17 protein-coding genes are annotated in these 23,166 nt (G+C 66.8%); 3 read left to right on the top strand and 14 right to left on the bottom strand.

All coding sequences use genetic code 11. The features are described from left to right. Window positions 1–27: 27 nt before the first annotated feature. From pks2 to mutA, 6 genes are all read right to left on the bottom strand, one after another. The gene (pks2, locus tag HBE63_RS09930; protein ID WP_243858708.1) at window positions 28–6,264 is read right to left on the bottom strand and encodes a type I polyketide synthase; all 6,237 of its coding nucleotides are present in this window, start codon (window positions 6,262–6,264) and stop codon (window positions 28–30) included. 1,006 nt (window positions 6,265–7,270) lie between these two features. Next, window positions 7,271–8,572: a serine hydrolase domain-containing protein gene (locus tag HBE63_RS09925; RefSeq protein WP_166904599.1), complete on the bottom strand. Its 1,302-nt coding sequence runs from the start codon at window positions 8,570–8,572 to the stop codon at window positions 7,271–7,273. A 40-nt stretch (window positions 8,573–8,612) separates the two neighbouring features. Continuing rightward, window positions 8,613–8,957: a DUF4333 domain-containing protein gene (locus HBE63_RS09920; protein WP_166904598.1), complete on the bottom strand. Its 345-nt coding sequence runs from the start codon at window positions 8,955–8,957 to the stop codon at window positions 8,613–8,615. 27 nt (window positions 8,958–8,984) lie between these two features. Next, window positions 8,985–9,959, bottom strand: coding sequence for a methylmalonyl Co-A mutase-associated GTPase MeaB (meaB, locus tag HBE63_RS09915; protein ID WP_166904597.1), 975 nt, complete (start codon window positions 9,957–9,959; stop codon window positions 8,985–8,987). Between the two features lie 2 nt (window positions 9,960–9,961). After that, a complete protein-coding gene (gene scpA, locus HBE63_RS09910) occupies window positions 9,962–12,211 on the bottom strand; it encodes a methylmalonyl-CoA mutase (protein ID WP_166904596.1) in 2,250 nt (749 codons plus the stop codon). Between the two features lies 1 nt (window position 12,212). Then, window positions 12,213–14,087, bottom strand: a complete 1,875-nt coding sequence (mutA, locus tag HBE63_RS09905) for a methylmalonyl-CoA mutase small subunit (RefSeq protein WP_208301335.1) — start codon at window positions 14,085–14,087, stop codon at window positions 12,213–12,215. A gap of 138 nt (window positions 14,088–14,225) precedes the next feature. Between mutA and HBE63_RS09900 the strand changes: the two genes are divergently transcribed. Both HBE63_RS09900 and HBE63_RS09895 read left to right on the top strand, forming a co-directional pair. Further along, the gene (locus tag HBE63_RS09900) at window positions 14,226–14,981 is read left to right on the top strand and encodes a TVP38/TMEM64 family protein (RefSeq protein WP_166904594.1); all 756 of its coding nucleotides are present in this window, start codon (window positions 14,226–14,228) and stop codon (window positions 14,979–14,981) included. 21 nt (window positions 14,982–15,002) lie between these two features. Beyond that, window positions 15,003–15,479: a nitroreductase family deazaflavin-dependent oxidoreductase gene (locus HBE63_RS09895; protein WP_166904593.1), complete on the top strand. Its 477-nt coding sequence runs from the start codon at window positions 15,003–15,005 to the stop codon at window positions 15,477–15,479. A 10-nt stretch (window positions 15,480–15,489) separates the two neighbouring features. Here HBE63_RS09895 and HBE63_RS09890 read toward each other — a convergent pair whose 3' ends face one another. From HBE63_RS09890 to HBE63_RS09875, 4 genes are all read right to left on the bottom strand, one after another. Continuing rightward, complete coding sequence (locus HBE63_RS09890) at window positions 15,490–16,116, bottom strand: RES domain-containing protein (RefSeq protein WP_166904592.1); 627 nt, start codon at window positions 16,114–16,116, stop codon at window positions 15,490–15,492. Beyond that, on the bottom strand, window positions 16,113–16,640 hold the full coding sequence (locus HBE63_RS09885; protein ID WP_166904591.1) for a hypothetical protein: 528 nt from the start codon (window positions 16,638–16,640) through the stop codon (window positions 16,113–16,115). Before HBE63_RS09885 ends, HBE63_RS09890 begins: the two co-directional genes overlap by 4 nt. A 76-nt stretch (window positions 16,641–16,716) precedes the next feature. Next, complete coding sequence (locus HBE63_RS09880; RefSeq protein ID WP_166904590.1) at window positions 16,717–17,913, bottom strand: SPFH domain-containing protein; 1,197 nt, start codon at window positions 17,911–17,913, stop codon at window positions 16,717–16,719. Window positions 17,914–17,955: 42 nt separating this feature from the next. After that, a complete protein-coding gene (locus HBE63_RS09875; protein WP_166904589.1) occupies window positions 17,956–18,390 on the bottom strand; it encodes an NfeD family protein in 435 nt (144 codons plus the stop codon). Window positions 18,391–18,447: 57 nt separating this feature from the next. On the opposite strand from HBE63_RS09875, the gene HBE63_RS09870 reads away from it, so the two are divergent. Then, window positions 18,448–19,305: a hypothetical protein gene (locus tag HBE63_RS09870; RefSeq protein WP_166904588.1), complete on the top strand. Its 858-nt coding sequence runs from the start codon at window positions 18,448–18,450 to the stop codon at window positions 19,303–19,305. On the opposite strand, the gene HBE63_RS09865 is transcribed toward HBE63_RS09870, so the two are convergent. The 4 genes from HBE63_RS09865 to HBE63_RS09850 all read right to left on the bottom strand — a co-directional run bounded on the left by HBE63_RS09865 (window position 19,302) and on the right by HBE63_RS09850 (window position 23,146). Further along, the gene (locus HBE63_RS09865) at window positions 19,302–20,261 is read right to left on the bottom strand and encodes a ferrochelatase (protein ID WP_243858707.1); all 960 of its coding nucleotides are present in this window, start codon (window positions 20,259–20,261) and stop codon (window positions 19,302–19,304) included. The genes HBE63_RS09870 and HBE63_RS09865 overlap by 4 nt on opposite strands. A 155-nt stretch (window positions 20,262–20,416) precedes the next feature. Then, window positions 20,417–21,226, bottom strand: coding sequence for an NADH-dependent enoyl-ACP reductase InhA (gene inhA / locus HBE63_RS09860; protein WP_166904586.1), 810 nt, complete (start codon window positions 21,224–21,226; stop codon window positions 20,417–20,419). A gap of 63 nt (window positions 21,227–21,289) precedes the next feature. Then, on the bottom strand, window positions 21,290–22,054 hold the full coding sequence (gene fabG1, locus HBE63_RS09855; RefSeq protein WP_166904585.1) for a 3-oxoacyl-ACP reductase FabG1: 765 nt from the start codon (window positions 22,052–22,054) through the stop codon (window positions 21,290–21,292). 84 nt (window positions 22,055–22,138) lie between these two features. Then, window positions 22,139–23,146 (bottom strand): VWA domain-containing protein, encoded by a 1,008-nt coding sequence (locus HBE63_RS09850; protein ID WP_166904584.1) that lies wholly within the window; start codon window positions 23,144–23,146, stop codon window positions 22,139–22,141. Window positions 23,147–23,166 lie beyond the last annotated feature (20 nt).

The following is a 23,166-nucleotide window of genomic DNA, read 5'->3' as shown; positions in this document are numbered from 1 at the left end:
CCTCTATAAACTCAACCGAATTCGGCATCACGCCGTCGGTGTCAGCTCCGTGTCGGCATTGGCGATCAATTTCTCGCACAGCTTGTCGGCCAGCCCGCGAACGGTGGTGATGTCCGCCGGGCTGATCCGCACCCTGGTTTCGGTCTCGATCCTGGTCCGTACCTCGAGGTTGCCCAGCGAGTCGATGCCGTATTCGGCCAGCGGACGGTCCGGGTCGATCGAACGACGCAGCAACACGCTGATCTGGTCGGACACCAGACGGCGCAACCGCGAAGGCCATTCGTCCTGCGGGCTGGCGTACAGCTCGGTAAGGAAGCCGCTGGCGTCGGAATCCCCCGAACTCGCGGGACGGAACGACTCGGCGAACGGGACGCGCTTGGCGAAGTCGGCCAGCCAGGACACCCCCACAATCGGCGTATAGCCCGCGTATCCACGGTTGTGCCGCAGCATCGTCTCGAAAGCGTGGGCACCTTCCTCGGGGGCGATCGCCGAGTCGGAGGCATCGGCGAATCCGGTGCCCTTGCCGATCTCGGTCCACGCACCCCAGGCGATGGCGCTCGACGGCAGTCCCTCACTTCGCCGCCAACGGGTGAATCCGTCCAACCAGCTGTTGGCCGCCGCGTACGCGCCCTGCCCGGGTGAGCCCACCAGGGCCGCGGCCGACGAGAAGCAGCAGAACCAGTCCAGCGATTCCGACCGCGTCGCGTCATGAAGGTTCCACGCGCCCACAGCCTTTGGTGTCCAATCTCGGGCCACCAGGTCATCGGTGATGTTGGTCAGCGTGGCATCTTCGACGACTGCCGCCGCGTGCAGGACACCCCGCAGCGCCAGCCCGGTGGCCGTGGCCGCCGACACCAGCGCCGCAGCAGTGGCCGAATCGGCGATGTCGCCGGAAACCACCTCCACCTCGGTACCGAGGGCCCGCATCCGGTCGAGATCGACCAGAGCTTCGGCCGACGGCGCAGACCTGGCGTTGAGCACGATCCGGCCGCAACCGGACGACGCCATCTTCTCGGCGAGGAACCGTCCCAGGCCACCGAGTCCACCGGTGATCACATACGCCCCGTCGGCGCGGAAAACGGGCGCGTGCTCGGGCGGCACCACCGCCGTGTCAGAGCCCGACTCCGGGATCTCCAAGACGAGCTTGCCGGTGTGCTGGGCCGCACCCATCCGCTCCATCGCCGCCGCCCATTCGGTCAACGGATAGGTGCTGACCTCCGGGAGCGGCAGCGCGCCTGCGGCGATCTTGCCGAACACGGTCTGCAGCACGCGACGAACGGCGTCAGGCCGGCGCTGGCTCAGCGACGACAGATCGACGGCGTGGAACGACAGGCCGTCGCGGATCATCGTCGGCGTGAGGGTGGCATCACCGCGAAGGTCAGCGACTCCGGTCTCGACGAAGCGGCCGCCGAAGGCGAGCAATTCCAGCCCGGTACGTTGCGCCGATCCGGTCAGCGAGTTGAGCACGACGTCGACACCGTATCCGTTGGTGTCGCGTCGGATCTCATCGGCGAAGCTCAGCGTGCGAGAGTCGTAGACGTACTTGATACCCATGTCGCGCAACAGTTGTCGACGCTCCGGACTGCCGGCGGTGGCGAACACCTCAGCGCCGGACTCGCGTGCGACCGCGATCGCGGCCAGACCGAGGCCGCCGGTTGCCGAATGGATCAGCACCTTGTCCTGTGCCGACATCCGCGCCAGTTCTCGCAAGGCGTACCACGCCGTGGCATGCGCGGTGGGTACTGCGGCGGCGCTGTCCATCGCCAACCCGTCGGGCAGCGCGACGGCAAGGTCGGAGGCACACGTGACGAACGTGCCCCAGCAACCGGTTGCCGCCACACCGGCCACCCGATCGCCGACCTTGTGGTCGGTCACATCGGGTCCGACCGCCGTGACGATTCCTGCGAAATCGCGGCCCAGCGTTGCGGATTGGTCGGCCAGACCCGGATACCGGCCCGAGGCCGCCAGGATGTCGACGAAATTCAGGCTCGACGCGCTGACCCGCACCTCGATGCAACCGGGCTCCGGCGCTGTGCGCTCAAAGGTGGTGAGCTCCAGGGAACTGAAATCCCCTGGGGTACGGATGCTCAGGCGCACGGCATCGGTGGACAGGTCGACGGTGGTGGACAGTCGCTCACCGGCGGCCAACGGGCTGGCCCCCAGCCGCGCGGTGTACCAATGACCGTCACGCCAGGCCGTCTCGTCCTCAGGACTTCCCGCGAGCAGTTGGCGGGCAATGTCTTTGGGATCGGTGCGTTCATCGACGTCGATCTGAGTCGCATGCAGTTGCGGCTGCTCGTTTCCGATCACGCGGACCAGTCCGCGCAGCCCGATCTGGTCGAGGTTGAGTGCGTCACCGGGCAGCACGGACTGCGCGCCACGCGTGACGAGGTGGAGGCGGGGCGCCTGATCCTCGACATCGATGAGTTCCCGCACGATGTGAACCACACGCTGGACGAGCTCCTGACCCCGGGCAGCCGATTGCCGGTCCCCCGTCGCCACAGCACCCGCCAGGACCAAGGCCACGTCGCTGTAGGTCTCCACACCGAGGTGTTTGCGCAGCGATTCGGCATTGGCCGATTGGTTCGCCCCTTCAGGCCATACCACCGTCGACACGTCACCGAGATCGGGTTCGAGGGCGTCGGCCAACTCGGTGGTCAGCAGATCCGAGGCATCCGACGTGATCAGCAACCATTTGCCCGTCCCGGAAGTCTGCGCCTCCGGCAGTTCCTGCTCGTGCCACTCAACGGCGAGCAGTCGCTCATTGAAGACCCGTTCCCGCTGACCGCTTTCGGACATCCCGGTGCCCAACCGCAGGCCTCGAACGCTGAGCAGAACCTCACCATCCTCGTCGAGGAGGTCGAGATCGGCGTCCACGCTGGCGGCGTCGGCGTTGGTGACCTGCAGTAGGCAGTAATGCGCCGCACGGGTCGAACCGGATGCGCGCAGGCTCTTCACACCCAGTGGGAGCAGCAGACCGCCAGGATCCTCGCCTTCGGCGTACGCCGCCACGGACTGGAAGCACACGTCGAGCAGGGCCGGATGGATCTGGTAGGCGCCCTGCTGGGACCGGATTGCGCTGGGCAGGGCCACCTCAGCCAGGACACTGGTGACGGGTCCGTCGGCGGTGTATGCCGCGGCCAGACCAGAAAACGCAGGGCCGTACTGGATACCCTTGTCCCCGAACCATTTCCGCAGCGCATCACCCTCGACGCGACGGGGGTGGGCCGCCTTGAGTTCGGCGAGATCGTGCCGGGCCGGAGCATCGGACGGCTCCGCCTCGACGATCACCGCCGCGGCACGCCGGATCTGCCCGACCTCCCCGGCCGTCTCGACCAGGAATTTCACCGCGCCCTCAGGGGTCACCTTCGCCTCGGCCGAGACGACGGTCTCGGCGTCGAGCAGCAGCATCTGTTCGAAGGTGATGTCGTGCACCTCGCAGGCGTCGCCCAACAGTGAGCGGCCGGCCGCCAACGCCATCTCGCAGTACGCAGCACCCGGAAGCGCGGCCACGTTGTGGACCTGGTGGTCTGCCAGCCACGGCTGGGCGTCGACACCGACGTCGGCCTGCCAGACATGCCGCTCAGGATCCTCGGGAAGGACTACATGCGCGCCCAACAACGGATGGACGCTGAGCAGATGTCCACCGCCCGGTAGAACGTCGCGAGCGTCCCGGCTGACGGTCAAGGGCAGGCGAGTCCACGTGGGCAGGGGCGCGTCGGCGAGGGCGCCCGCCGGGTACAGCGTCCCGAAGTTCACGGCGGCACCCGCACTGTGCAGGTCGCCGACGTACTGCAGCAGACCAGAGGGCATCTCGGTCTCGCGTCGCATACTCGGCAGTGCCGCGATGTTGATGTCCAGGCTGCGGGCGACCTGTTGGGCCGGGTGGACCAGCAGCGGGTGCGGGGCCAGCTCACCGAACACCCGGTAGCCGTCTTCGAGAGCGGCTTGCACCGCGGCCGAGAACCGCACGGCGTGGCGCAGATTGTCCACCCAGTAGTCGGCGTCGGTGTAGGGCTCGTCACGTGGGTCGTACGAGGTCGACGAGTAGTACGGCACCGTCGGTGTGAGCGGGGTCAGGTCAGCGAGCACCTCGGCGAGGTCGTCGAGGATCGGATCGACCTGCGGCGAGTGCGACGCGACGTCGACCGCGACCTCGCGGGCCATGATGTCCCGCTGTTCCCAGTCGGCGACGAGCTCTCGGATGCGTTCGGTGGTTCCGCCGACCACGGTGGATCGCGGCGATGCGATCACCGAGATCACCACGTCCTTGATGCCTCGCGCGGCAAGTTCGGACAGCACATGTTGCGCGGGCAGTTCGACCGATGCCATGGCGCCCGAACCCGAGATCCGGGTCATCAGGGCCGACCGCCGGCAGATCACCCGCACAGCGTCCTGTAGCGACAACGCACCCGCGACCACGGCGGCCGCGGCCTCACCCATCGAATGGCCGATGACCGCTCCGGGCTGCACTCCCCTGGACTTCAGGGCCGCCGCGAGCGCAACCTGCATCGCGAAGATCGTCGGCTGCACCCGATCGATGCCCTCGACCGGTTCGGGATCCGAAATCGCTTCGGTCACAGAGAAACCCGACTCTTCGGCGATGAGGGGTTCCAGTTCGGCGATGGCCGCCGCGAACGCAGGCTCGGTGGCCAGGAGTTGCGCACCCATCCCCGCCCACTGCGAGCCCTGGCCTGAGAACAACCACACCGGTCCGCGCTCACCGGTCCCCACTGCCGCCTCGTAGACGGCGTCGCCCTCGGCGACCTCCCGTAGCGCTGCGCCGAGTTCGTCGGTGGTCGCCGCCGTCACCGTGGTTCGGAACGGCCGGTGAGCACGCCGCCTCGTCAGTGTGTAGGCCAGATCCGGCAACGGTTGATCATCGGCCTCGTGGATCAGCCAGTTGGCCAACCGGCCGGCAGTACGGCGCAGTTCGTCGGCCGAGGTGGACGACACCGCGAAGATCATCGGCTCGGCATCGCCTTCTGGCGCACCGGCAGGTTCAGCCCCGGAGGTAGGCGCCTCGAGCACTGCGTGCACGTTCGTGCCGGACAACCCGTAGGACGACACGGCCGCGCGCCGCGGGTGCTCCCCGGCGACGGGCCATTCCATCAGTTCGGTGGGGACGACCAACGAACTGTTGAGCCGCGCCATCGGCTCCGGCAACTCGGTGAAATGCAGGTTGGCCGGAACGGCGCCATGCTGCAGCGCGAGTACGGCCTTGATCAGACCGATCGCCCCGGATGCCGACTGGGCGTGCCCGATGTTCGTCTTCACCGACCCTAGGGCACACGGACCCTCGGTGCCGTACACCGCGGCCAAACTGGCGAACTCGATGGGATCGCCGACGGGGGTGCCGGTGCCGTGGGCCTCGATCATGCCGACGGTCACCGGATCGACCCCTGCGGCGGCCAGCGCCGCGCGGTAGACCGCGCTCTGCGACTCTTCCGACGGGGTCGCGATGTTGATCGTGTGGCCATCCTGGTTGGCTGCGGTCCCGCGGATCACGGCCAGCACCCGGTCGCCGTCACGCTCGGCGTCGGCAAGGCGCTTCAGCAGCACCATCGCGACGCCCTCGCCCGAGACGAATCCGTCGGCGCCGATGTCGAACGCGTGGCAGCGACCGGTGGGCGACAACATTCCCTGCGCCGAGCCCGCAACCATCTTCTTCGGGTCGAGCAGGAGCGAAGCGCCGCCGGCCAGGGCCAGGTCGCTTTCCGACTCGTGCAGGCTCCGGCACGCCATGTGAATGGCCAGCAAGCCCGATGAGCATGCCGAGTCGACCGTCAGCGCGGGTCCGTGCACACCCAGTGCGTAGGCGACCCGGCCCGACGCCAGGCTGAAGTTCGTCCCGGCGAAGCCGTAGGCACCGTCGAGCGCGTCGGCCTCGGCGGCGACCATCTGGTAGTCGTTGTGCGTCATACCCAGGAAGACACCGGTCAACGAACCGGAAATGTCCCCCGGGGCCAGACCCGCGTGTTCGAGGGCCTCCCACGACGTCTCTAGCAGGAGTCGGTGCTGCGGATCGATCGACGGCGCCTCGCGCTCGCCGTAACCGAAGAAGTCCGCGTCGAAGCCCGCGACATCGTCGAGGAACGCGCCCCACTTGGACACTGAACGACCAGGAACTCCGGGCTCCGGGTCGTAGAACTCGTCGGCATCCCAACGATCGAGCGGAACCTTCGTGACGAGGTCGTCCCGCCGCAGGAGAGCCTGCCAGAACCCGGCCGGTGAGTCGATCCCTCCGGGCAGACGGCAGCCCATGCCGATAACGGCAATCGGGGTGACTGGTGTGTCGGCCAAGTTGGCTCACCTCTCTCGATGCGATCGATCAGCAAAGCGTCGATCAACATACTTAGAACACGGAAAAGAATGTGCGCTACGTCGCCCACGACGCACGGTACCGAATCCCCGTATCCGGTACGAGTCGTTGCCAACGCGGGTCCGTAGCCTAGCGCGTGGCCCAACCGGATGTTGGAAACACCCGATCGCAAAAACGTTCACGCGTTCGCTGCGTCCACCAATTCATGAGAAATGACAGCACCGACCAATTTCACCAGCGAGACACCGCAGAGAAGTCGACGATGCCCCGATAATCGGTCAATTATGCTGCACCACAACACTATTCGCTATCCGACTCCGTGCCGCCACTCCCCGGGACAAATTATCCCGCTAACTAACACCGAGCCGATTTCAGGTCTGGACAAAGATTTCCACAGGTTGTCCATAGTTTGGAAACACTGTTCAGTGTGTCACCCACAGTTAATTCATAGATCCCCTGCCAATAGTTAGCTGGCGACGGGCACGCAAACTACTGTATCCGTAGTTGAACCGAATTCATGTTCTGTCGACGTAGTGCATGACAATGGTACGAAGGTGTACCCAAATGACGCACCAGCTAATGGATCTTATTGACTCTGCAACGTCATAACCAGCATTGATCAGGAGGGCCGGCCAAAGTGTCGCAACGCCCGGGACGTCGGCGTACCAAACTCCGGGACCAGGGTAGCCCGGTTGAGATCCAGCCCACGGCAAGCCTGAGCACGTGACAGAAACCACATTCTGTCTACTAAGGCAAAGAAGCCGAGGTTAACGGTGGACATGCGCTGCAATTCCGGCAGAGGCAACCCATATCTGGGACAGAGTGTGATGTATATCACGGGAGGTAGAAGCGGTACGCCGCTGTTCCCGTCCCGCCACCGGCCCCCCGCAACGAAACGGGGCCGACCTGCCATGTTCTCAGGTCGGCTCCGTTGATCAGAAAGACGGACTATCCCGCGGCGGGCTTGGGCACCTCGTACGGTGACGCACCCAGATCCGGCACGGCCTCGAATCCACGCTCACGGGCACGAGCGGCGTCCTGGCGAATCAGGGCGTTCAGACCGACGAAGGCAGCCATGTCCAACAACATCGGTGTCAGCAGCCGGTTGTGCACAAACCCGATCGCCAGCCCGCTGGCCGGGTCCGCCCAGCCGACCGACCCGCCGAGTCCGACATGGCCGAATCCGGGCATGATCCCGAACGGCACCGAGTGATACCCGAGATGGAATCCGAGCGGCACCCCCAGATTGCGATCCGCGCGTAAACCGGGCGGACCGGCCAAACCTGCAACGACGCGCTCGGACAGGTAGTCCACGCCACCGGAGCGGCCCTGGTTGGCGATTGCGCCGTACATCCGGGCCAGGCCGCGGGCTGTCGCCACACCGTTGACGGCGGGCGCCTCGGTGTCCAGGAACGGGGTGTCGCCCTGAACCAAGGACATCACCCCGGGGAAGTACATCGAGCCGAAGGCGCCCGAGAAGTTCAGCCCGGCGAGCCGGGGCGCCACGAAGTCGAAGACATGGTTGGGCCACCGCCGTTGCGGAACGAGAATCTGTGCGGCCCGGGTCGGGGCGCCAGCCGGCGGACGCCCCAGATACAGACCATCGGTTCCCAACGGCTCGGCCAACTCGATGCGGAACAGCTCGCGCATGCTCTGCCCCGTCACCGCGCGAGCCAGACCCGACAACAGCCAGCCGTACGTGAGGGCGTGATAGGCCGACTTGCCGAACAGCAGAGTGTTCACCGGAGCCGCCGCGACCCGGCCCTCCATCACCCGGTGATCCAGCAGATCGGCTTTGCTGACGCCGTTGAGCTGAGATAGCCCCGCCTCGTGCGCCATCACCTGCCGCACCGTGACGGCGGATTTGCCATTGGCCCTAAATTCAGGCCAATACTCGCTCACAGGGGTGTCGTAATCGATCAAACCGCGGTCGACGAGGCGGTGGATGACCGTCGAGGCCATACCCTTCGTCGCGGAGAACACCATCGCGGCGGTGTCGGCCGTCCAGTGTTGCGTACCGTCGCGGTCCGCGTAGCCGGTCCAGACGTCGACCACCGGTTGACCGTCTTGGAGGATCACGAGCGCGCCGCCGCCGTACTTCCGGCCCGGGAACAGCTTCGAGAACCCGCGGACCGTGCAGGAGAAGTTCCGGTCCGCCGCACCTTGGACGCCGTGTGGAAGCGCCTCGTCGCGCCCCCCGCTGTGATCGGTCACACAATCGAATTTACCTGGAACCCCGGCAAATTCCATAAGCGTTACCTAGCTGTTAGCCCAGGCGCGGCTGCCCCGCTCACGAGGTCGGCTTGTCGTCCACCTTGAAGTCGACGTTGACCTTGCCGGACTCGACGGCCTTGACCGTTGCCGTAACGCCGTACTTGCTGCCGTCCTTGGCTGTCAGCACACAATGCTGCGTCGCCCCCACTTTGCCGGGTATGCCGTCGTCGCAGGTCACAGACTTGGCTTTGCGCTTGGCCGCGGCTTCGAGCTTCGCCTTGGCCATGGTTTGCAGCTTGGTCTTGGCCACTGTGGGCTGTGGACCGGTCGACTCGCCGCCGCCGCCGCAGCCGCTCAGCACCGCACCGCCGACGATCGCGGCCGCCACCAGCACACGCAGTTTCGCTGTCACGTCCCTCATCTCGGCCCAGCCTTTCGGTTTCATGTGTCAGTCGGCCGCGTCGAGAATTTCCTGCGCGGCCAAGGCCGGCGTCAGTTCACCCTCGCGCACCCGGCGCTCCACCTCGTCGCGGATGTTGCGGACACCGGGATGCGACATCACCCGGTCCAGCACAGTGTCGCGCACCATCGACCAGGTCCAATCGACCTGCTGTGCGCGGCGCCGGGCCTCGAACTCCCCGGCCTCGGTGAGCACCTGACGATGCTTGAGCACCGTCTCCCACAGCTCGACCAGCCCATGGCCTTCGATCGCGCTCATCGTGAGAACCGGTGGCCGCCATAGTGTTTCGCGCGGGTAGATGAGACGGATGGCACCCGTCAGTTCGCGGGCGGCAGCCTTGGCCTCGATCGCGTGCTCGCCGTCGGCCTTGTTGACGACGATGACATCGGCCAGCTCCAGCACACCTTTCTTGATGCCCTGCAGCTGATCACCGGTGCGGGCCAGGGTGAGGAACACGAACGTGTCGACCATGTTCGACACCGTGACCTCGGACTGCCCCACCCCGACGGTCTCGACAAGGATGACGTCGTAGCCTGCCGCCTCGAGCAGAACAATGGTCTCCCGGGTGGCCTTGGCCACCCCACCGAGCGTCCCGGACGTCGGCGACGGCCGGATATAGGCATCGGGATGGACGGCCAGACGGGCCATTCGGGTCTTGTCGCCCAGGATCGAGCCGCCGGTCCGGGTCGACGACGGGTCCACCGCCAGGACCGCGACCCGGTGGCCGGCCTCGATGAGGTACATGCCGAGGGCTTCGATGGTCGTCGACTTGCCGACGCCGGGAACCCCGGTGATACCGATGTGTTGAGCTTTGCCCGCGTCCGGCATCAGCTCCAGCAGCAACTGCTGAGCCTGGTCACGATGGTCGGCCCGGGTGGATTCCACCATGGTGATGGCCCGTGCCAGGGCGGCGCGGTCGCCGCCCCGGATCGCTACCGCGAGCTCCGTAACTGAGGGCGCCACGTCTAGCTCAGCTGGTAACCGAGCCGCTGGGCCAACTTCTGCAACAAGCCGATCGCGGCATCGGCGATCACGGTGCCCGGCGGGAAGATCGCGTTGGCCCCGGCCTCGTAGAGCTCGTCGAAATCTCCCGGCGGGATAACCCCGCCGACCACGATCATGATGTCGGGCCGGCCCACCTCGGCCAACGCGTCACGTAGCGCGGGCACCAAGGTCAAGTGTCCCGCGGCCAGTGACGACACCCCGACCACATGCACGTCGTTGTCGGCGGCCTGACGGGCCACCTCCTCCGGGGTGGAGAACAGCGAGCCCACATCGACGTCGAAACCGATGTCGGCGAATGCCGTCGCGATCACCTTCTGCCCACGGTCGTGCCCGTCCTGACCCATCTTGGCCACCAGGATGCGGGGCCGGCGGCCGTCGGCCTCGGCGAACTTGGCCACGAGCTCGGTTGCGGTAGCGATGTTGCTGCCCTTCCCCACCTCGTCGCGGTAGACGCCCGAAATGGTACGGATCTCAGCCTGATGCCGCCCGTACACCTTCTCCAGCGCGTCGGAGATCTCGCCAAGGGTGGCATTGGCACGGGCGGCATTGATGGCCAGGGCCAGCAGATTGTTACCCAGCCCGTCCTCACCTGCCGAGCCGGTCGCCTCGGCGGCGCGAGTCAGCTCCGCCAGGGCGGCCTGCGTGGCCGCCTCGTCGCGGTCCGCCCGCAGCTGCTGCAGTTTGGTCAGCTGTTCGGCCCGCACGCGGCTGTTCTCGACCTTGAGGACCTCGATCTCCTGGTCCTCTTCCACCTGGTACTTGTTGACGCCGATCAGCGGCTGGGCACCGGAGTCGATCCGCGCCTGGGTCCGGGCGGCCGCCTCCTCGATGCGCAGCTTCGGAATCCCGTCGCTGATGGCCTGTGCCATGCCACCGTGCTCGTTCACCTCGTGGATGTGGGCACGCGCCTTCTCCGCCAACTGATGCGTGAGCCACTCGACGTAATAGGAACCGCCCCACGGATCGATCGGCCGGGTGGTGCCAGACTCCTGCTGCAGCAGCAACTGGGTGTTGCGGGCGATCCGTGCGGAGAAGTCGGTGGGCAGCGCCAGCGCCTCGTCCAGCGCGTTGGTGTGCAGCGACTGGGTGTGCCCCTGTGTGGCCGCCATCGCCTCGATGCAGGTTCGGGCGACGTTGTTGAACACATCCTGGGCGGTCAGCGACCAGCCCGAGGTCTGCGAGTGGGTGCGCAACGACAGTGACTTGTCGTTCTTGGGGTCGAACTGAGCCACCAGCTCGCTCCACAGCAAGCGGCCGGCGCGAAGCTTGGCCACCTCCATGAAGAAGTTCATGCCGATGCCCCAGAAGAAGCTCAGCCGCGGTGCGAATTTGTCGATGTCCAGTCCGGCGTCCAGGCCGGCCTTGATGTATTCGACGCCGTCGGCCAGGGTGTAGGCGAGCTCCAGATCGGCTGTCGCCCCGGCTTCCTGGATGTGGTAGCCCGAGATCGAGATCGAGTTGAACTTCGGCATCTTGGCGCTGCTGTAGGCGAAAATATCCGAGATGATCCGCATCGACGGCTTGGGCGGATAGATGTAGGTGTTGCGGACCATGAACTCTTTGAGGATGTCGTTCTGGATGGTCCCGGCCAGCTTCTCCGGCGGCACACCCTGTTCCTCTGCGGCGACGACGTAGAGCGCCAGGATCGGCAGCACCGCGCCGTTCATCGTCATCGAAACCGAGACGGTCGACAGGTCGATGCCGTCGAACAACTGGCGCATGTCGAGGATCGAATCGATCGCCACCCCGGCCATTCCGACATCACCGGCCACCCGCGGGTGGTCCGAGTCGTAGCCGCGGTGGGTGGCCAGGTCGAACGCCACCGACAGACCCTTCTGGCCGGCGGCCAGGTTGCGCCGGTAGAACGCGTTGGATTCGGCAGCGGTGGAGAACCCGGCGTACTGACGGATGGTCCACGGCTGGTTGACGTACATCGTCGGGTACGGCCCGCGCACGAAGGGCGGTGCGCCGGGGAAGGTGTCGAGAGGATAGCCGGCCGCGGCCGCCTCATCCCGGTCGGCAGAGATGAACACCGGCTTGACGTCGATGCCCTCGGGTGTGGTCCACGTCAGCTGTTCAGGGGTGTAGCCATGGGCTGCCGCAGCCTCGGCGACGTGCGTCTCGACGGACTCTGGAGTGGCGAGCTCACCCGTGCCTTCGCCGTGCAGCGGTACGTCCGCAAAACTTCCGATTCCAGTTGTGGCAGTCATCTCAGGCCCCCAGTCCGGTGAGCAGGTTCGACAAAGCTTCGACCGCATCGATCTTGGCGGTCAGGTATCCGTCAGGCTTCGAATCAGCCTCGGCAACAGCCTTCTCCGGACCGGCCAGGAGTACCTGACGGACGCCGGCCGCGCGTGCGGCAGCCACCGCGCCGGAGGCCTCGGCACCGTAGCGGGCGTCGGTGCCGCACAGCACTGCCACCGTCGGGGCACCGGCATCGGCTACTGCGGCGGCAATCGCGGCCGCCTCGACGTTCCCGGGATTGACCGCCTCGATCCCGCCGGAGGCCAACAGGTTCGAAGCGAACGTGGTGCGGATGTTGTGCTCGGCCAGCGGCCCCAGCGGCAGCAGCAGAACCCTGGGCCGGGCTCCGGTCGCAGCGAGGAACGCATCCGAGCGGTCACGCAGCGCCTCGAACCCGGCTGCGTACCGGGCGATCGACGACACCGAAGATCCCTGCGGGAGCGGCTGTTCGTCGAGGTTGGGGAATTCGTTGACACCGGTGATCGCGGTGCGCCGGTGCGCGATGTCGTCACTGCGCCGAGCGGCGACCTCGGCGATCTGGGCCGCGATGTGGTCGCGGGCCGCGACGAAGCCGCCACGCGCCTCGATGTCCTGGAAGTGCGCCCAGGCCTGCTCGGCGAGCTGGGCGGTCAGATCCTCGACGAACCACGAGCCACCCGCCGGGTCGAGCACCTGACCGATGTGCGACTCCTCCAGCAGCAACAGCTGGGTGTTGCGAGCGATACGGCGGGCAAAGCTCGCCGACGTCCCGTCCAGTCCGTCTGGAATCGCCGCGTCGAACGGACGCACCTGCACGGTGTCGGCTCCCCCGACGCCCGCGGAGAAGGCGGCCAGCGTGGTGCGCAGCATGTTCACCCAGGGATCACGCTGGGTCATCATCGGCAGCGAGGTCACCGCGTGAATCCGGGCCGCACCGGTGTCCGCCGCACCGACCACCTCGGCGACCCGCGCCCAGAGTTGCCGCGCGGCGCGCAGCTTGGCGATCGTCATGAACTGATCGTCATCGGCGGCATAGCGGAAGCTGATCTGCCGCAACGCATCCGGTGTAGCAACCCCGCCGTCGCTGAGGATGCGCAGGTAGGCCACCGCCGCGGCGACCGATCCTGCGAGCTCCCAGGCCGCGCTGGCGCCCAGGTTGTGGAACGCCGGACCGTCGACGGTGATCGCCCGCACGCCGCCGGCGTAACCAGTGAGCTTGGCGACCGTGGCCGGCAGGTCGGCCTCGTCCGCGGTGCATGACTTCCCCGACAGCGGGGCGGTCAGCGGGTCGGCGCCCAGGTCGATCGACAGCCGCGAACGCTGGTCCTCGTCAAGATCTTCGAGAAGCGGCAACACCGCATCGGCGGTGGCGGCCACATCCGTGCCGGTGTTTGCTACGGGTTCAAAGACCACCGGCACCAGATCCAGGAACACGCCGTCGAGCAGGCGGTCCAACTCGCCCAGGGCGATACCGTCGTCGCCGCCGACCCGCAGGGCCAGGGCGCTGGCCCCTTCGGTCAACGCCACCAAAACGGCACCGTTGACGGTGCCGACCGCGGTACCCGCCACGGCGGGGAAGCTCTCGACGACCTTCCAGCCGGACTTCACGTCACGCAGGGCGTCGCCGCCGCGCACGAACGGCCACTGCCCCGGCAGGGTGGGCTCGGGCTGCGCGTCGAGGCTGGTGTACAGCGGCCGGATGGCGAAACCCTCGTACGTCTGCGAATCCAGTAGGCGTTCCGGCTCGGCCGGCAGATCGGCCACGTCCCGCCGACTGCTCTTGGCCAGCACGCCGGCAACCGCCGTCCGCCACTGTGTGCGGTCCGACTCGACCGCACTCGTCCCCTGTAACGACACCCGCATCTCCTGTTATCGCAGCGTGTGACCTACCCACTCGCCCCTCAGGCTAAATGATCGCCATCACGGCCCTGACCGCTGGTAGGTGGACTCACGGCCGCGCCCAGCAGAGTTCCCCGCCGATGGCCCGTACTGTTGTAAGACGTGAAACCCGTCGTCAGAACCCTGCGCATGGTGCGCGCCGCGGTGCTCGCGACGGCCTCCCAACTGCCGACCAGGCGGATCGTGGGCCTGCTGGCCGGCATTGTGATTCTTGTCGCAGTTGCCGTGCTGGTTCCGTTGCCGACGGCGATGCAGATGCGGGACTGGGCCACGTCGGTGGGCCCATGGTTCCCGCTGGCCTTCCTCGGTGCCCACATCGTGGTGACTGTCTTTCCGTTCCCCCGCACCGCGTTCACCCTGGCCGCGGGCCTGTTGTTCGGGCCGCTACTGGGCGTGGCGATCGCGGTGGTGGCCAGTGCGGTGAGCGCCGTGCTCGCGTTGTTCTTGATCCGCGCGGCCGGTTGGCAGCTCAATCGGCTGGTCCCCCATCCCCGGATCGACATGCTGGACACCCGACTGCGCCGTCGCGGCTGGCCGGTGGTGCTGTCCATGCGGTTGATCCCGGCGGTGCCGTTCTCGGTGCTGAACTACGCCGCGGGCGCCTCTGCCGTGCGGGTCGTGCCCTACGCACTCGCGACGCTGGTGGGGTTGTTCCCCGGCACGGCGGCCGTGGTCGTTCTGGGCGACGCGTTGACGGGGAACATCAGCCCGGCGCTGGTCCTGGTGTCGGTCAGCACCGCCGCGCTCGGCGTGGCCGGCCTGGTCTACGAATGGCGCCTCCACCATCGCGAGCGTGCGCGTCTGCAGGCGGACACGCCGCAGTCGGTGGGCAGTTCACGCACGCTCACGGAACCCTGAGGAGTACAGAGGAGACAACGGATGGCCGCGCTGCCCGATCTCGGTGCCAAACTCCTACGCAACCGCCGGCTCGTACGTGCCCCGATCTGGCTCTACCGGATGCGTGCCGGAGCACTGTTCGGCACGAGGATGATGATGCTCGAGCACATCGGTCGCACCTCCGGCGCACGCCGCTACGTGGTGCTCGAAGTGGTGGGCCGGCCGAACCCCGACACCATCGTCGTCGCCTCGGGTTTCGGCGCGAGGGCCCAGTGGTTCCGCAACGTTTCCGTCAATCCACAGGTCCGGGTATGGCTCGGCAGTCACCGGCCGGCGGCCGCTCTCGCCCATATGCTCGACCAACAGGCCGTCGATCAGGTGCTGGCGGATTACCGCACGCAACATCCGAAGACGTGGGAGCAGTTCAGGCTCGTCCTCGAAGAGACGCTCGGCCAACCGATCACCGATACCGATGCACCGCTGCCGATGGTGGAACTGCGGTTGCAGCCCCGCCGCTGACGCCGCCTTCCTACCCTGGCGGAGGTTGGATGCGCACCTGACGCCGGGTGGGCCGATGCGCAACGATGATGCCGACGGTCACGCAGGCCTGCACGCCGCTGGTGGGTGACGGGTCGACGGCCCAATCACGTTGACCCGCATCCTCGAACAGGGCGACCGCATTCGCGCCGGCGCCGGTGCTGAACCGGGTCTGATAGCGAATTCCGGTGTGACGTCCGGTGGCGAAGAAGGCCGCGGCCCAGGCCTGCGGCAGCTCGTAGGCCGGGCACGTACCGATCTCGCGGGTCATACCGACGAACGACGCCGCCCTCGGCGAACATATGTTGGCCAACCATCTGGCGGCCGGCGCTCGCACCCTCGACACCGCGGTACGGGCCGCGGCCTCGAACGTGACCACGCCCTGACGCACCAGATCGTGCCCGAAGCGCTCCCGCAACGCGGTCGTGACATCGGTTGCCAGATAACAGGTTCCGTTCGGCGGGAGCAGATCGAAGCGACCGGTCAGATCTGAGGAAAACCACCACGGCGATCTGTCCACGGTGTGCGCCCGGTACAGCTGCTGGTCTGTGCGCAACCGGGACCGTGGAAACCCGGCCAGATCCGGCGGTGAACCGAGTGCGGGTCGTTGACGGCTCATGCGCTCCAACTCGCGGCGGTCTCCCGCGCCATCTCCATCACCCGTTGCGGAGCCCCACCGTGGCGCAGCCAGTCCGCGGGGCAGGACCCGTCGAGTCGGTCACTGGGTGCCCGCATCCACAGGGCGGCCATCCACGGATCGTCGGTGCCCTCGGTCAGCACGGTCAGCACGTCGCGCAGCGAGGGAATGGTGGCGCCGCTGTCCAGAAACTGCCACGTCGGGTACACGACCCCGCCGTCGTCGAGCGGGCAGGCCAGAACCGCGTACCGCGCCACCTTCTGGTGCAGGGCCTGGCGGGTGACGCCGAGCCAGCGGGTCAGCCCCGCCGTGTCGTAGAACGGCCCTGTGACCTCGTCGAACACGTGGCCCAGCGGCAACGCGGCCACCATGGCGTCGGCAATCTCCTCCGGGTCCCCGAATGCCTCCGGGCCGAGCCTGGCCTCGTCGGCCCGACGCAACCGCTCATGGACCTTCCGGCTCACCGACCGCATGATCTGACGCTCGAACAATGCGAGATCGGTCATCGAGGCCTCCCAGGTGCGTCAACTTCGTCAAGTCTACTGCGTCAAGGAAGTCAAGCAAGCGTGCGGAACCCGAAGACTACGCGCGGTGCACGCCGCCCTCCAGCTCATTGGGCGGGATCCCCGGCGGGGTTCCCAACGACTGCTGCGGTGATGCGGTACCCAGTGGCGGCGGGGTGGCCCGGGCCGCTTCCTCGGCCTTTGCCACGGCCCGTGCGATCTCCGGATCGGTTTCGGTGTTGAACCAATCGGCAACCTCGTCGCTGTCATCCTCCGGCTTGGGCAGATCCTGCTCCACCGGCGGCGGGGTGTAGCGGAAGACCCCGTCCTCGCCGGGCGCGCCCAGCATCTTGGTGAACCCCTGCAGGGCCGAACCGAAATCACTGGGCACCAGCCACACCTTGTTGGCCTCACCCTTCGCCATCTGTGGCAGCGTCTGCAGGTACTGGTAGGCCAGCATCTCCGGTGTGGGCCGGCCCGCCTTGATCGCGGCGAAGGTCTTCTCGATGGCCTTGGCCTGGCCCTGGGCCTGCAGGTACTGGGCGGCCCGTTCACCCTGGGCGCGCAACATCCGGGACTGCCGATCGGCCTCGGCCGCCAGGATCGCGGCCTGCTTGGCACCCTCGGCGGCCAGGATCTGCGACTGCTTCTGGCCTTCGGCCTGTTTGATCGAGGACTCCCGCACACCCTCTGCGGTCAGGATCATGGCCCTCTTGTCGCGGTCGGCCTTCATCTGCTTTTCCATCGACTCCTGGATCGACGGCGGCGGGTCGATGCTGCGCAGCTCGACCCGCGCCACCCGCAGCCCCCAGCGACCTGTCGCCTCGTCCAGTACACCTCGCAACTGGGCGTTGATCGAGTCGCGTGAGGTCAGCGTCTGCTCCAGGGTCATCCCGCCGACCACGTTGCGCAGCGTCGTGGTGGTCAGCTGCTCCACACCGACGATGTAGTTGCTGATCTGATAGACCGCCTTGGCCGGGTCGGTCACCTGGAAATAGACCACCGTGTCGATGTTGAGTGTCAGGTTGTCCTCGGTGATCACCGGCTGCGGCGGGAAGGACACCACCCGCTCACGCAGGTCCACCCGTGCCCGGATCCGATCGACGAACGGCACCAGCAGCGTCAGCTGACCGCTGACCGTGCGGCTGTACCGGCCGAGACGCTCGATCACCGCCGCCTCGGCCTGCGGAATCAGCGCAACCGATTTGGCCACGACGATGATCGCGAACACCACAAGCACAAGCAGCAAGACCAGCCCGGCTACGGCACCTTCCATGGTGAATCCCCTCCTGAGGTACTACGTCGTTTTGCAGAGCTACTACATGGTTTTGAAGACCACCGCGGTGGCGCCGTCGATCCTGACAACGGTCACATGCTCACCCGGTTCGTACACATCGTCGTCGTTGAGTGGCCGCGCCGTCCAGACCTCACCGTCGAGCTTGACCTGCCCCGCGTGCTCCGCCACCTGGTCCAACACCAGTGCGGACTTGCCTTCCAGGGCCTTGACCGGCTCCGGAAGGCCCCGCCCGGCCTCGAAACGGCGTCGCAGTGCGGGCCGGACCAGAACCAGCAAAAGGACGGAAACCACGAGAAACACGACCCCGTCGGCCCAGAGCGGCAGGTCGAACAGCCAACTCGATCCGCCCGCGGCCAGTGCACCACCGGCCAGCATGAGCAGGAACATGTCGCCGGTCAGCGCCTCTGCCCCGGCGAGTCCCAGCGCCAGGATGAGCCAGATCAGCGGGAGGGGCATATACACACCCTAGCGAATCCGACCTGTTCGGCGACCGACAATTACACTGCCAGGATCATGTGGTGTCCAAGTGCAACTCTTTCGATGTGGGCCAACGCCTGGCTCGCCGGCGCAGCCGCGCCCGACGACATTCTCGACGCGTTATCCCAGTGGGCACCAATGCATTCTGTGACGGCCTACGACTCGCAGGCCGCGGTCCGTACCGGGCTGCCCTGGCCTGAGTTGGAAGACTCAGGTTCGGTGTCGTTGTTGCAGACCCTGCGCACCGCTGTCGGCAGATCCGGTACCAGGCCCTCGATCAGGGTCGCCCTGCCGGTGCCCGGCGATGTCCGCGGACTGCCCGCGGGTTCGCAGTTCCAGCGCGATGCGCTGACCGTAGGTGAAGCGGTGCTGGTGACCCATGACGAGCTCGACGGCGTCGGGTTGGTGCCGGAGTTCGAGTATTTCGAATTCGACGACGTGGAAACCGAATCGACGTTCGAGCCCGAACCTCGGGCACTGTCGTGGACCGTGTACTCACTGCCCGTTCTGCCGCCGCCTCAGCACTACGACCTCGGCTCGGCCGAGTACGACTTGCGTTCAGCCGTGCGCTCGGCCGCCGACACGCTGGTCGCCCTGCGGGCTGGTATCGGTGTGGACGTCGACGATCCCCGCGGCATGGTCGAGGACATCATCGAGGCCGGACGGCTGCACCACATCCCCGACCACGCCCCCACCCGGGCCGTCCGGGTGCTGGAGAACGCCGCGCACGTGGAAGCGATCATCACCGTGAGCTCGGGCCTGATGCCGATCGGCCTGCAGAGCTCCTCGGAAGTTCAGATCGCCGGTGACGCCATGCGACCGTTGGCTCAGGTCGTGCGCTCTGCGCGGTTGGCCGCGCTCGAGGCCATCCTGCAATCTGCTTGGCGTGACTAGCTTTTCGTGCCACAGCAGTGCGGTGAGCACGGCGCGCCGTTGACGCTGAATCCGTAGCCGGCGACGGGATCGGGACCGGCGACCCGCAGTGGCTCCGCACCGGTGCGGAGCTCCTCGATCAACCCGGTGGCCAATCGAGCGAAACGTTCGTCGGCGTTCGGGGTACGCGCCCGCGCGAAGGCAATGCCGGCCGCTTCGGCCTGCAGTCGCAGCTCCTGATCGAGATCCCAGACCACCTCGATGTGGTCGGCGACGAACCCGATCGGACAGACGATGACCGCCCGGGTTCCCTTCTGGCCCAACACAGTCAGGCGATCGGCCACGTCCGGCTCCAGCCACGGTATCCGGGGCGGACCCGACCGCGACTGCCAGACCTGGTCGTAGTCGTCGTAGCCCGCAGCGGCGGCCACCAGCCGCGTCGCGTAACCCACCTGGCGGCTGTAGAGCCGCGGGCCGTGCCGCTCATCGGCGGCGATGGGCACCGAGTGGGCAGTGAACACCAGTCGGGCCTCGTCACGCATCTCGGCCGGCAATGTGGCGGCCGCTGCCGCGATCGAGTCGGCGAACATCTCGACCAACAGCGGATGGTCGAAGTACTGGCGCAGTTTGACCAGCTCCGGCGCGGCAGCACCTACCGCCGCCCGAGCCCGGGCGATGTCCTCGACGTACTGGGTACAGCTGGAGTAGCCACCCCAGGCCGACGTGGTGAACACCGCCGCCCGCCGAACACCGTTGTCGCGCATCGCCGCAACCGTGTCCTCGACGTACGGTTCCCAGTTCCGGTTACCGAAATACACCGGCAGATCGGGTAATTGCAGCCGCAGCTGCTCGATCAAGGCCCGGTTGATCCCGTTGATCGGCGACACCCCACCGAAATGCAGATAGTGCTCGGCGACGTCAGCCAACCGCTCGGCCGGGATTCCGCGCCCCCGGGTGACGTTCTCCAGGAACGGCATCACCTGCTCCGGCGCTTCCGGTCCCCCGAAAGACAGCAGTAGGACCGCGTCAAACTCTTTCAACTCGCGTCCCCTCTACGGCGAAACCGCATTCCGGCAGGATTTGTGCGAGAGCACGCCTGCCGGAATGCGATTTCGGCGGAAAGCACGTCAGGTCACAACAGCTGGGTGCTGGCGCCGCCGTCGGCGTAGACGATGGTGCCGGTGGTGGCGGGCAGCCAGTCGGACAGCAACGCACAGACGGTCTTGGCAACCGGCTCCGGGTCCTTCATGTTCCAGCCGACCGGCGCACGCTGATCCCAGCCCTCTTCGAGCAGTCGCATCTGATCGCCGGCTTCGGCGCCCAGCGCACCGCCGACGATGGCGCTCATGGCCAGGGTCCGGATCGGGCCCGCCGCAACAAGATTCGAGCGGACACCGAACGGGCCGGCCTCACGAGCCACGAAACGGTTGACCGACTCCAGAGCGCTCTTTGCCACCGTCATCCAGTTGTACGCCGGCATCGCGCGGGTCGGGTCGAAGTCCATGCCGACGATGCTGCCGCCCTCGTTCATGACCGGCAGCGTCGCCTTGGCCAGCGAGGCGTACGAGTACGCCGAGATGTGGATTCCCTTGGCGACGTCCGCGTACGGGGCGTCGAAGAAGGGGTTCACACCCATGCCGGTCTGCGGCATGAAGCCGATCGAGTGAACCACACCGTCGAGCTTGTTGCCCTCGCCGATGACGCCGGAGATCCGGTCGGCCAGGCTCGCCAGGTGCTCCTCGTTCTGCACATCGAGTTCCAGCAGCGGCGCCGGCTTGGGCAACCGGTCGGCGATGCGCTGGATCAGCTTCATCCGGTCGAATCCGGTGAGCACCAGCTCAGCCCCGGCCTCCTGAGCCACCTTCGCGATGTGGAACGCGATCGACGAGTCCGTGATGATCCCGGTGACGAGGATGCGCTTGCCTTCGAGCAAACCTGCCATTAGTGCGACTCCTTCTTGGGGAAAGTTTCAGTAGATCAATATCTTTGGGTCAGATCCAGGTGGTCAGTGACCCATACCCATGCCGCCGTCGACGGGGATCACCGCACCGGCGATGTAGCTTGCGTCCTCGGAGGCAAGGAAGCTCACCGCGCCGGCGACCTCCTCGCCGGTGCCGACCCGCTTGGCCGGGATGAATTCCAGGGCACCCGCCTGAATCCGCTCGTCCAGGGCGCGGGTCATCTCGGTGTCGATGTAACCGGGGGCCACCACGTTGGCGGTGACGCCGGCCTTGGACAGCTCCCGGGAGATCGAGCGGGCCATGCCGATCAGACCGGCCTTGGCGGCCGCGTAGTTGGCCTGATTGCCGATGCCCCACATCCCGGAGACCGAACCGATGAAGATGATCCGGCCGAATCGCTTGCGCTGCATGCTGCGCGAGGCCCGCTGCGCCACCCGGAATGCTCCGGTGAGGTTGGCGTTGATGACGTTCTCGAACCGCTCCTCGGTCATCCGCATGAGGAACGCGTCCTGGGAGATGCCGGCGTTGGACACCAGTACCTCGACCGGGCCCTGGTGCTCCTCGACCTCTTTGAACGCGCGGTCGACTGCCTCGTTGTCGGTCACGTCGCACACGACGCCGAACAGCCCGTCGGGTGCCCCGGACCCGCGGTGCGTGACGGCAACCTTGTGCCCGTCGGCGGCCAGTCGCTGCGCGATCGCCAGGCCGATCCCCCGGTTTCCACCGGTTACCAGCACGGAGCGGGGAACGAACGGAGGCCGGGCGCCGGCTTCTGCAGCAGCGGTTTCGGAGACAGCAGCGTCACTCATGCCCGCCAACTTATCTCCTCACCAGCATGGTCTGAAAATCGCATCGCCGATGCGGACCGCCGTCCGAGAACGCGCGATCGCGGCTTAACCGGGCAGTCTGCGGTTGATCAGCAGGGCCGCCACCCCGGCGAGGGCCAGCACCAACGCGCCCAGCCGCAGCCAGCCGAGGCTGGCATCGCCCTTGATCGTCTCGTACCCGATCTGCTGCTGCAGCGAGGTGAATACCTGCTTGAGCTGTTCCAGGCTGGACGCGGTGAAGGCGTCACCGCCGGACAGCTTGGCGATCTTGCCCAGCATCTCATCGTCGACCGGAACCGGCTGGCGCTGGTCATTGATCTCGACATAGCCGTAGGGCGTGCCGAAGGACACCGTGGAGATCGGCACTCCCTGGTCCTTGGCGGTGCGTGCCGCGGTATACGCGCCCTTGGGATTGTCCGGGTTGGACGGCACGGTCTCCTTGCCGTCGGACATCAGCACGATGCGCGCGGGCGGCTTCTCGTCGCCGCCGCCGATCACCGCACCGACGGTGGCGATCGCCTGCAATGCGGTGAAGATGCCCTCACCCGTGGCAGTCCGGTCGGCCAACTGCAGCTTGTCGAGGCCATTCTTGGTGGCATCGCGGTTGGTGGTCGGCTGGACCAGCACGGTCGCGGTCCCGGCGTAGGCGATCAGGCCGAGGTTGATCCCCGGGGTGAGCTGATCGGCGAACTGCTTGGCAGCTTCCTGCGCGGCGGCCAACCGGCTGGGCGCGACGTCGGTGGCACGCATCGACTGCGACACGTCGATCACCAGCATCACCACCGCTCGGTTGCGCGGAATCCGCACATCATGGGTGGGGCCGGCCATCGCCACCGTCAGCAGGACGAGCGAGACCGCCAGCAGGGCCGCGGGCAGATGCCGCCAGCGGGTCGGCTGTTTGGGCGCCACACTTTCGAGCAGCTCCATGTTGGCGAACCGCAGGATCCGCTGCTTGCGCGCGCGCTGCACGATGACGTAGTACGCCATCAAGCCCAGCACCACGAAGAGGAACAGGAACCACCACGCGTGCGCGAAGCCTGTCAGGCTCATCGGACCGAGAATCGGTAAAGTCATGTGCTAGAAGTCATTTCGGT

Source organism: Mycobacterium sp. DL440, assembly GCF_011745145.1.
Lineage (GTDB): Bacteria > Actinomycetota > Actinomycetes > Mycobacteriales > Mycobacteriaceae > Mycobacterium.
Note: the sequence above shows the minus strand (reverse complement) of the source record. Positions and strands in the feature narration are given on the sequence as shown.

Bases quoted from the DNA above. Each gene is read 5' to 3' on its own strand.
- HBE63_RS09885 (WP_166904591.1), bottom strand. From the start codon at position 16,640: ATGACCGATCTCGCATTGTTCGAGCGTCAGATCATGCGGTCGGTGAGC.
- mutA (WP_208301335.1), bottom strand. From the start codon at position 14,087: ATGCGGGTGTCGTTACAGGGGACGAGTGCGGTCGAGTCGGACCGCACA.
- HBE63_RS09850 (WP_166904584.1), bottom strand. From the start codon at position 23,146: ATGACTTTACCGATTCTCGGTCCGATGAGCCTGACAGGCTTCGCGCAC.
- fabG1 (WP_166904585.1), bottom strand. From the start codon at position 22,054: ATGAGTGACGCTGCTGTCTCCGAAACCGCTGCTGCAGAAGCCGGCGCC.
- HBE63_RS09890 (WP_166904592.1), bottom strand. From the start codon at position 16,116: ATGAGCCGTCAACGACCCGCACTCGGTTCACCGCCGGATCTGGCCGGG.
- inhA (WP_166904586.1), bottom strand. From the start codon at position 21,226: ATGGCAGGTTTGCTCGAAGGCAAGCGCATCCTCGTCACCGGGATCATC.
- pks2 (WP_243858708.1), bottom strand. From the start codon at position 6,264: ATGGGCTGCCGTCTGCCCGGAGGGATCGACTCACCGGCCGGGTTCTGG.
- HBE63_RS09895 (WP_166904593.1), top strand. From the start codon at position 15,003: ATGGCCGCGCTGCCCGATCTCGGTGCCAAACTCCTACGCAACCGCCGG.
- HBE63_RS09870 (WP_166904588.1), top strand. From the start codon at position 18,448: ATGTGGTGTCCAAGTGCAACTCTTTCGATGTGGGCCAACGCCTGGCTC.
- HBE63_RS09875 (WP_166904589.1), bottom strand. From the start codon at position 18,390: ATGCCCCTCCCGCTGATCTGGCTCATCCTGGCGCTGGGACTCGCCGGG.
- HBE63_RS09865 (WP_243858707.1), bottom strand. From the start codon at position 20,261: ATGCCGTTCCTGGAGAACGTCACCCGGGGGCGCGGAATCCCGGCCGAG.
- scpA (WP_166904596.1), bottom strand. From the start codon at position 12,211: ATGACTGCCACAACTGGAATCGGAAGTTTTGCGGACGTACCGCTGCAC.
- HBE63_RS09880 (WP_166904590.1), bottom strand. From the start codon at position 17,913: ATGGAAGGTGCCGTAGCCGGGCTGGTCTTGCTGCTTGTGCTTGTGGTG.
- HBE63_RS09920 (WP_166904598.1), bottom strand. From the start codon at position 8,957: ATGAGGGACGTGACAGCGAAACTGCGTGTGCTGGTGGCGGCCGCGATC.
- HBE63_RS09925 (WP_166904599.1), bottom strand. From the start codon at position 8,572: ATGGAATTTGCCGGGGTTCCAGGTAAATTCGATTGTGTGACCGATCAC.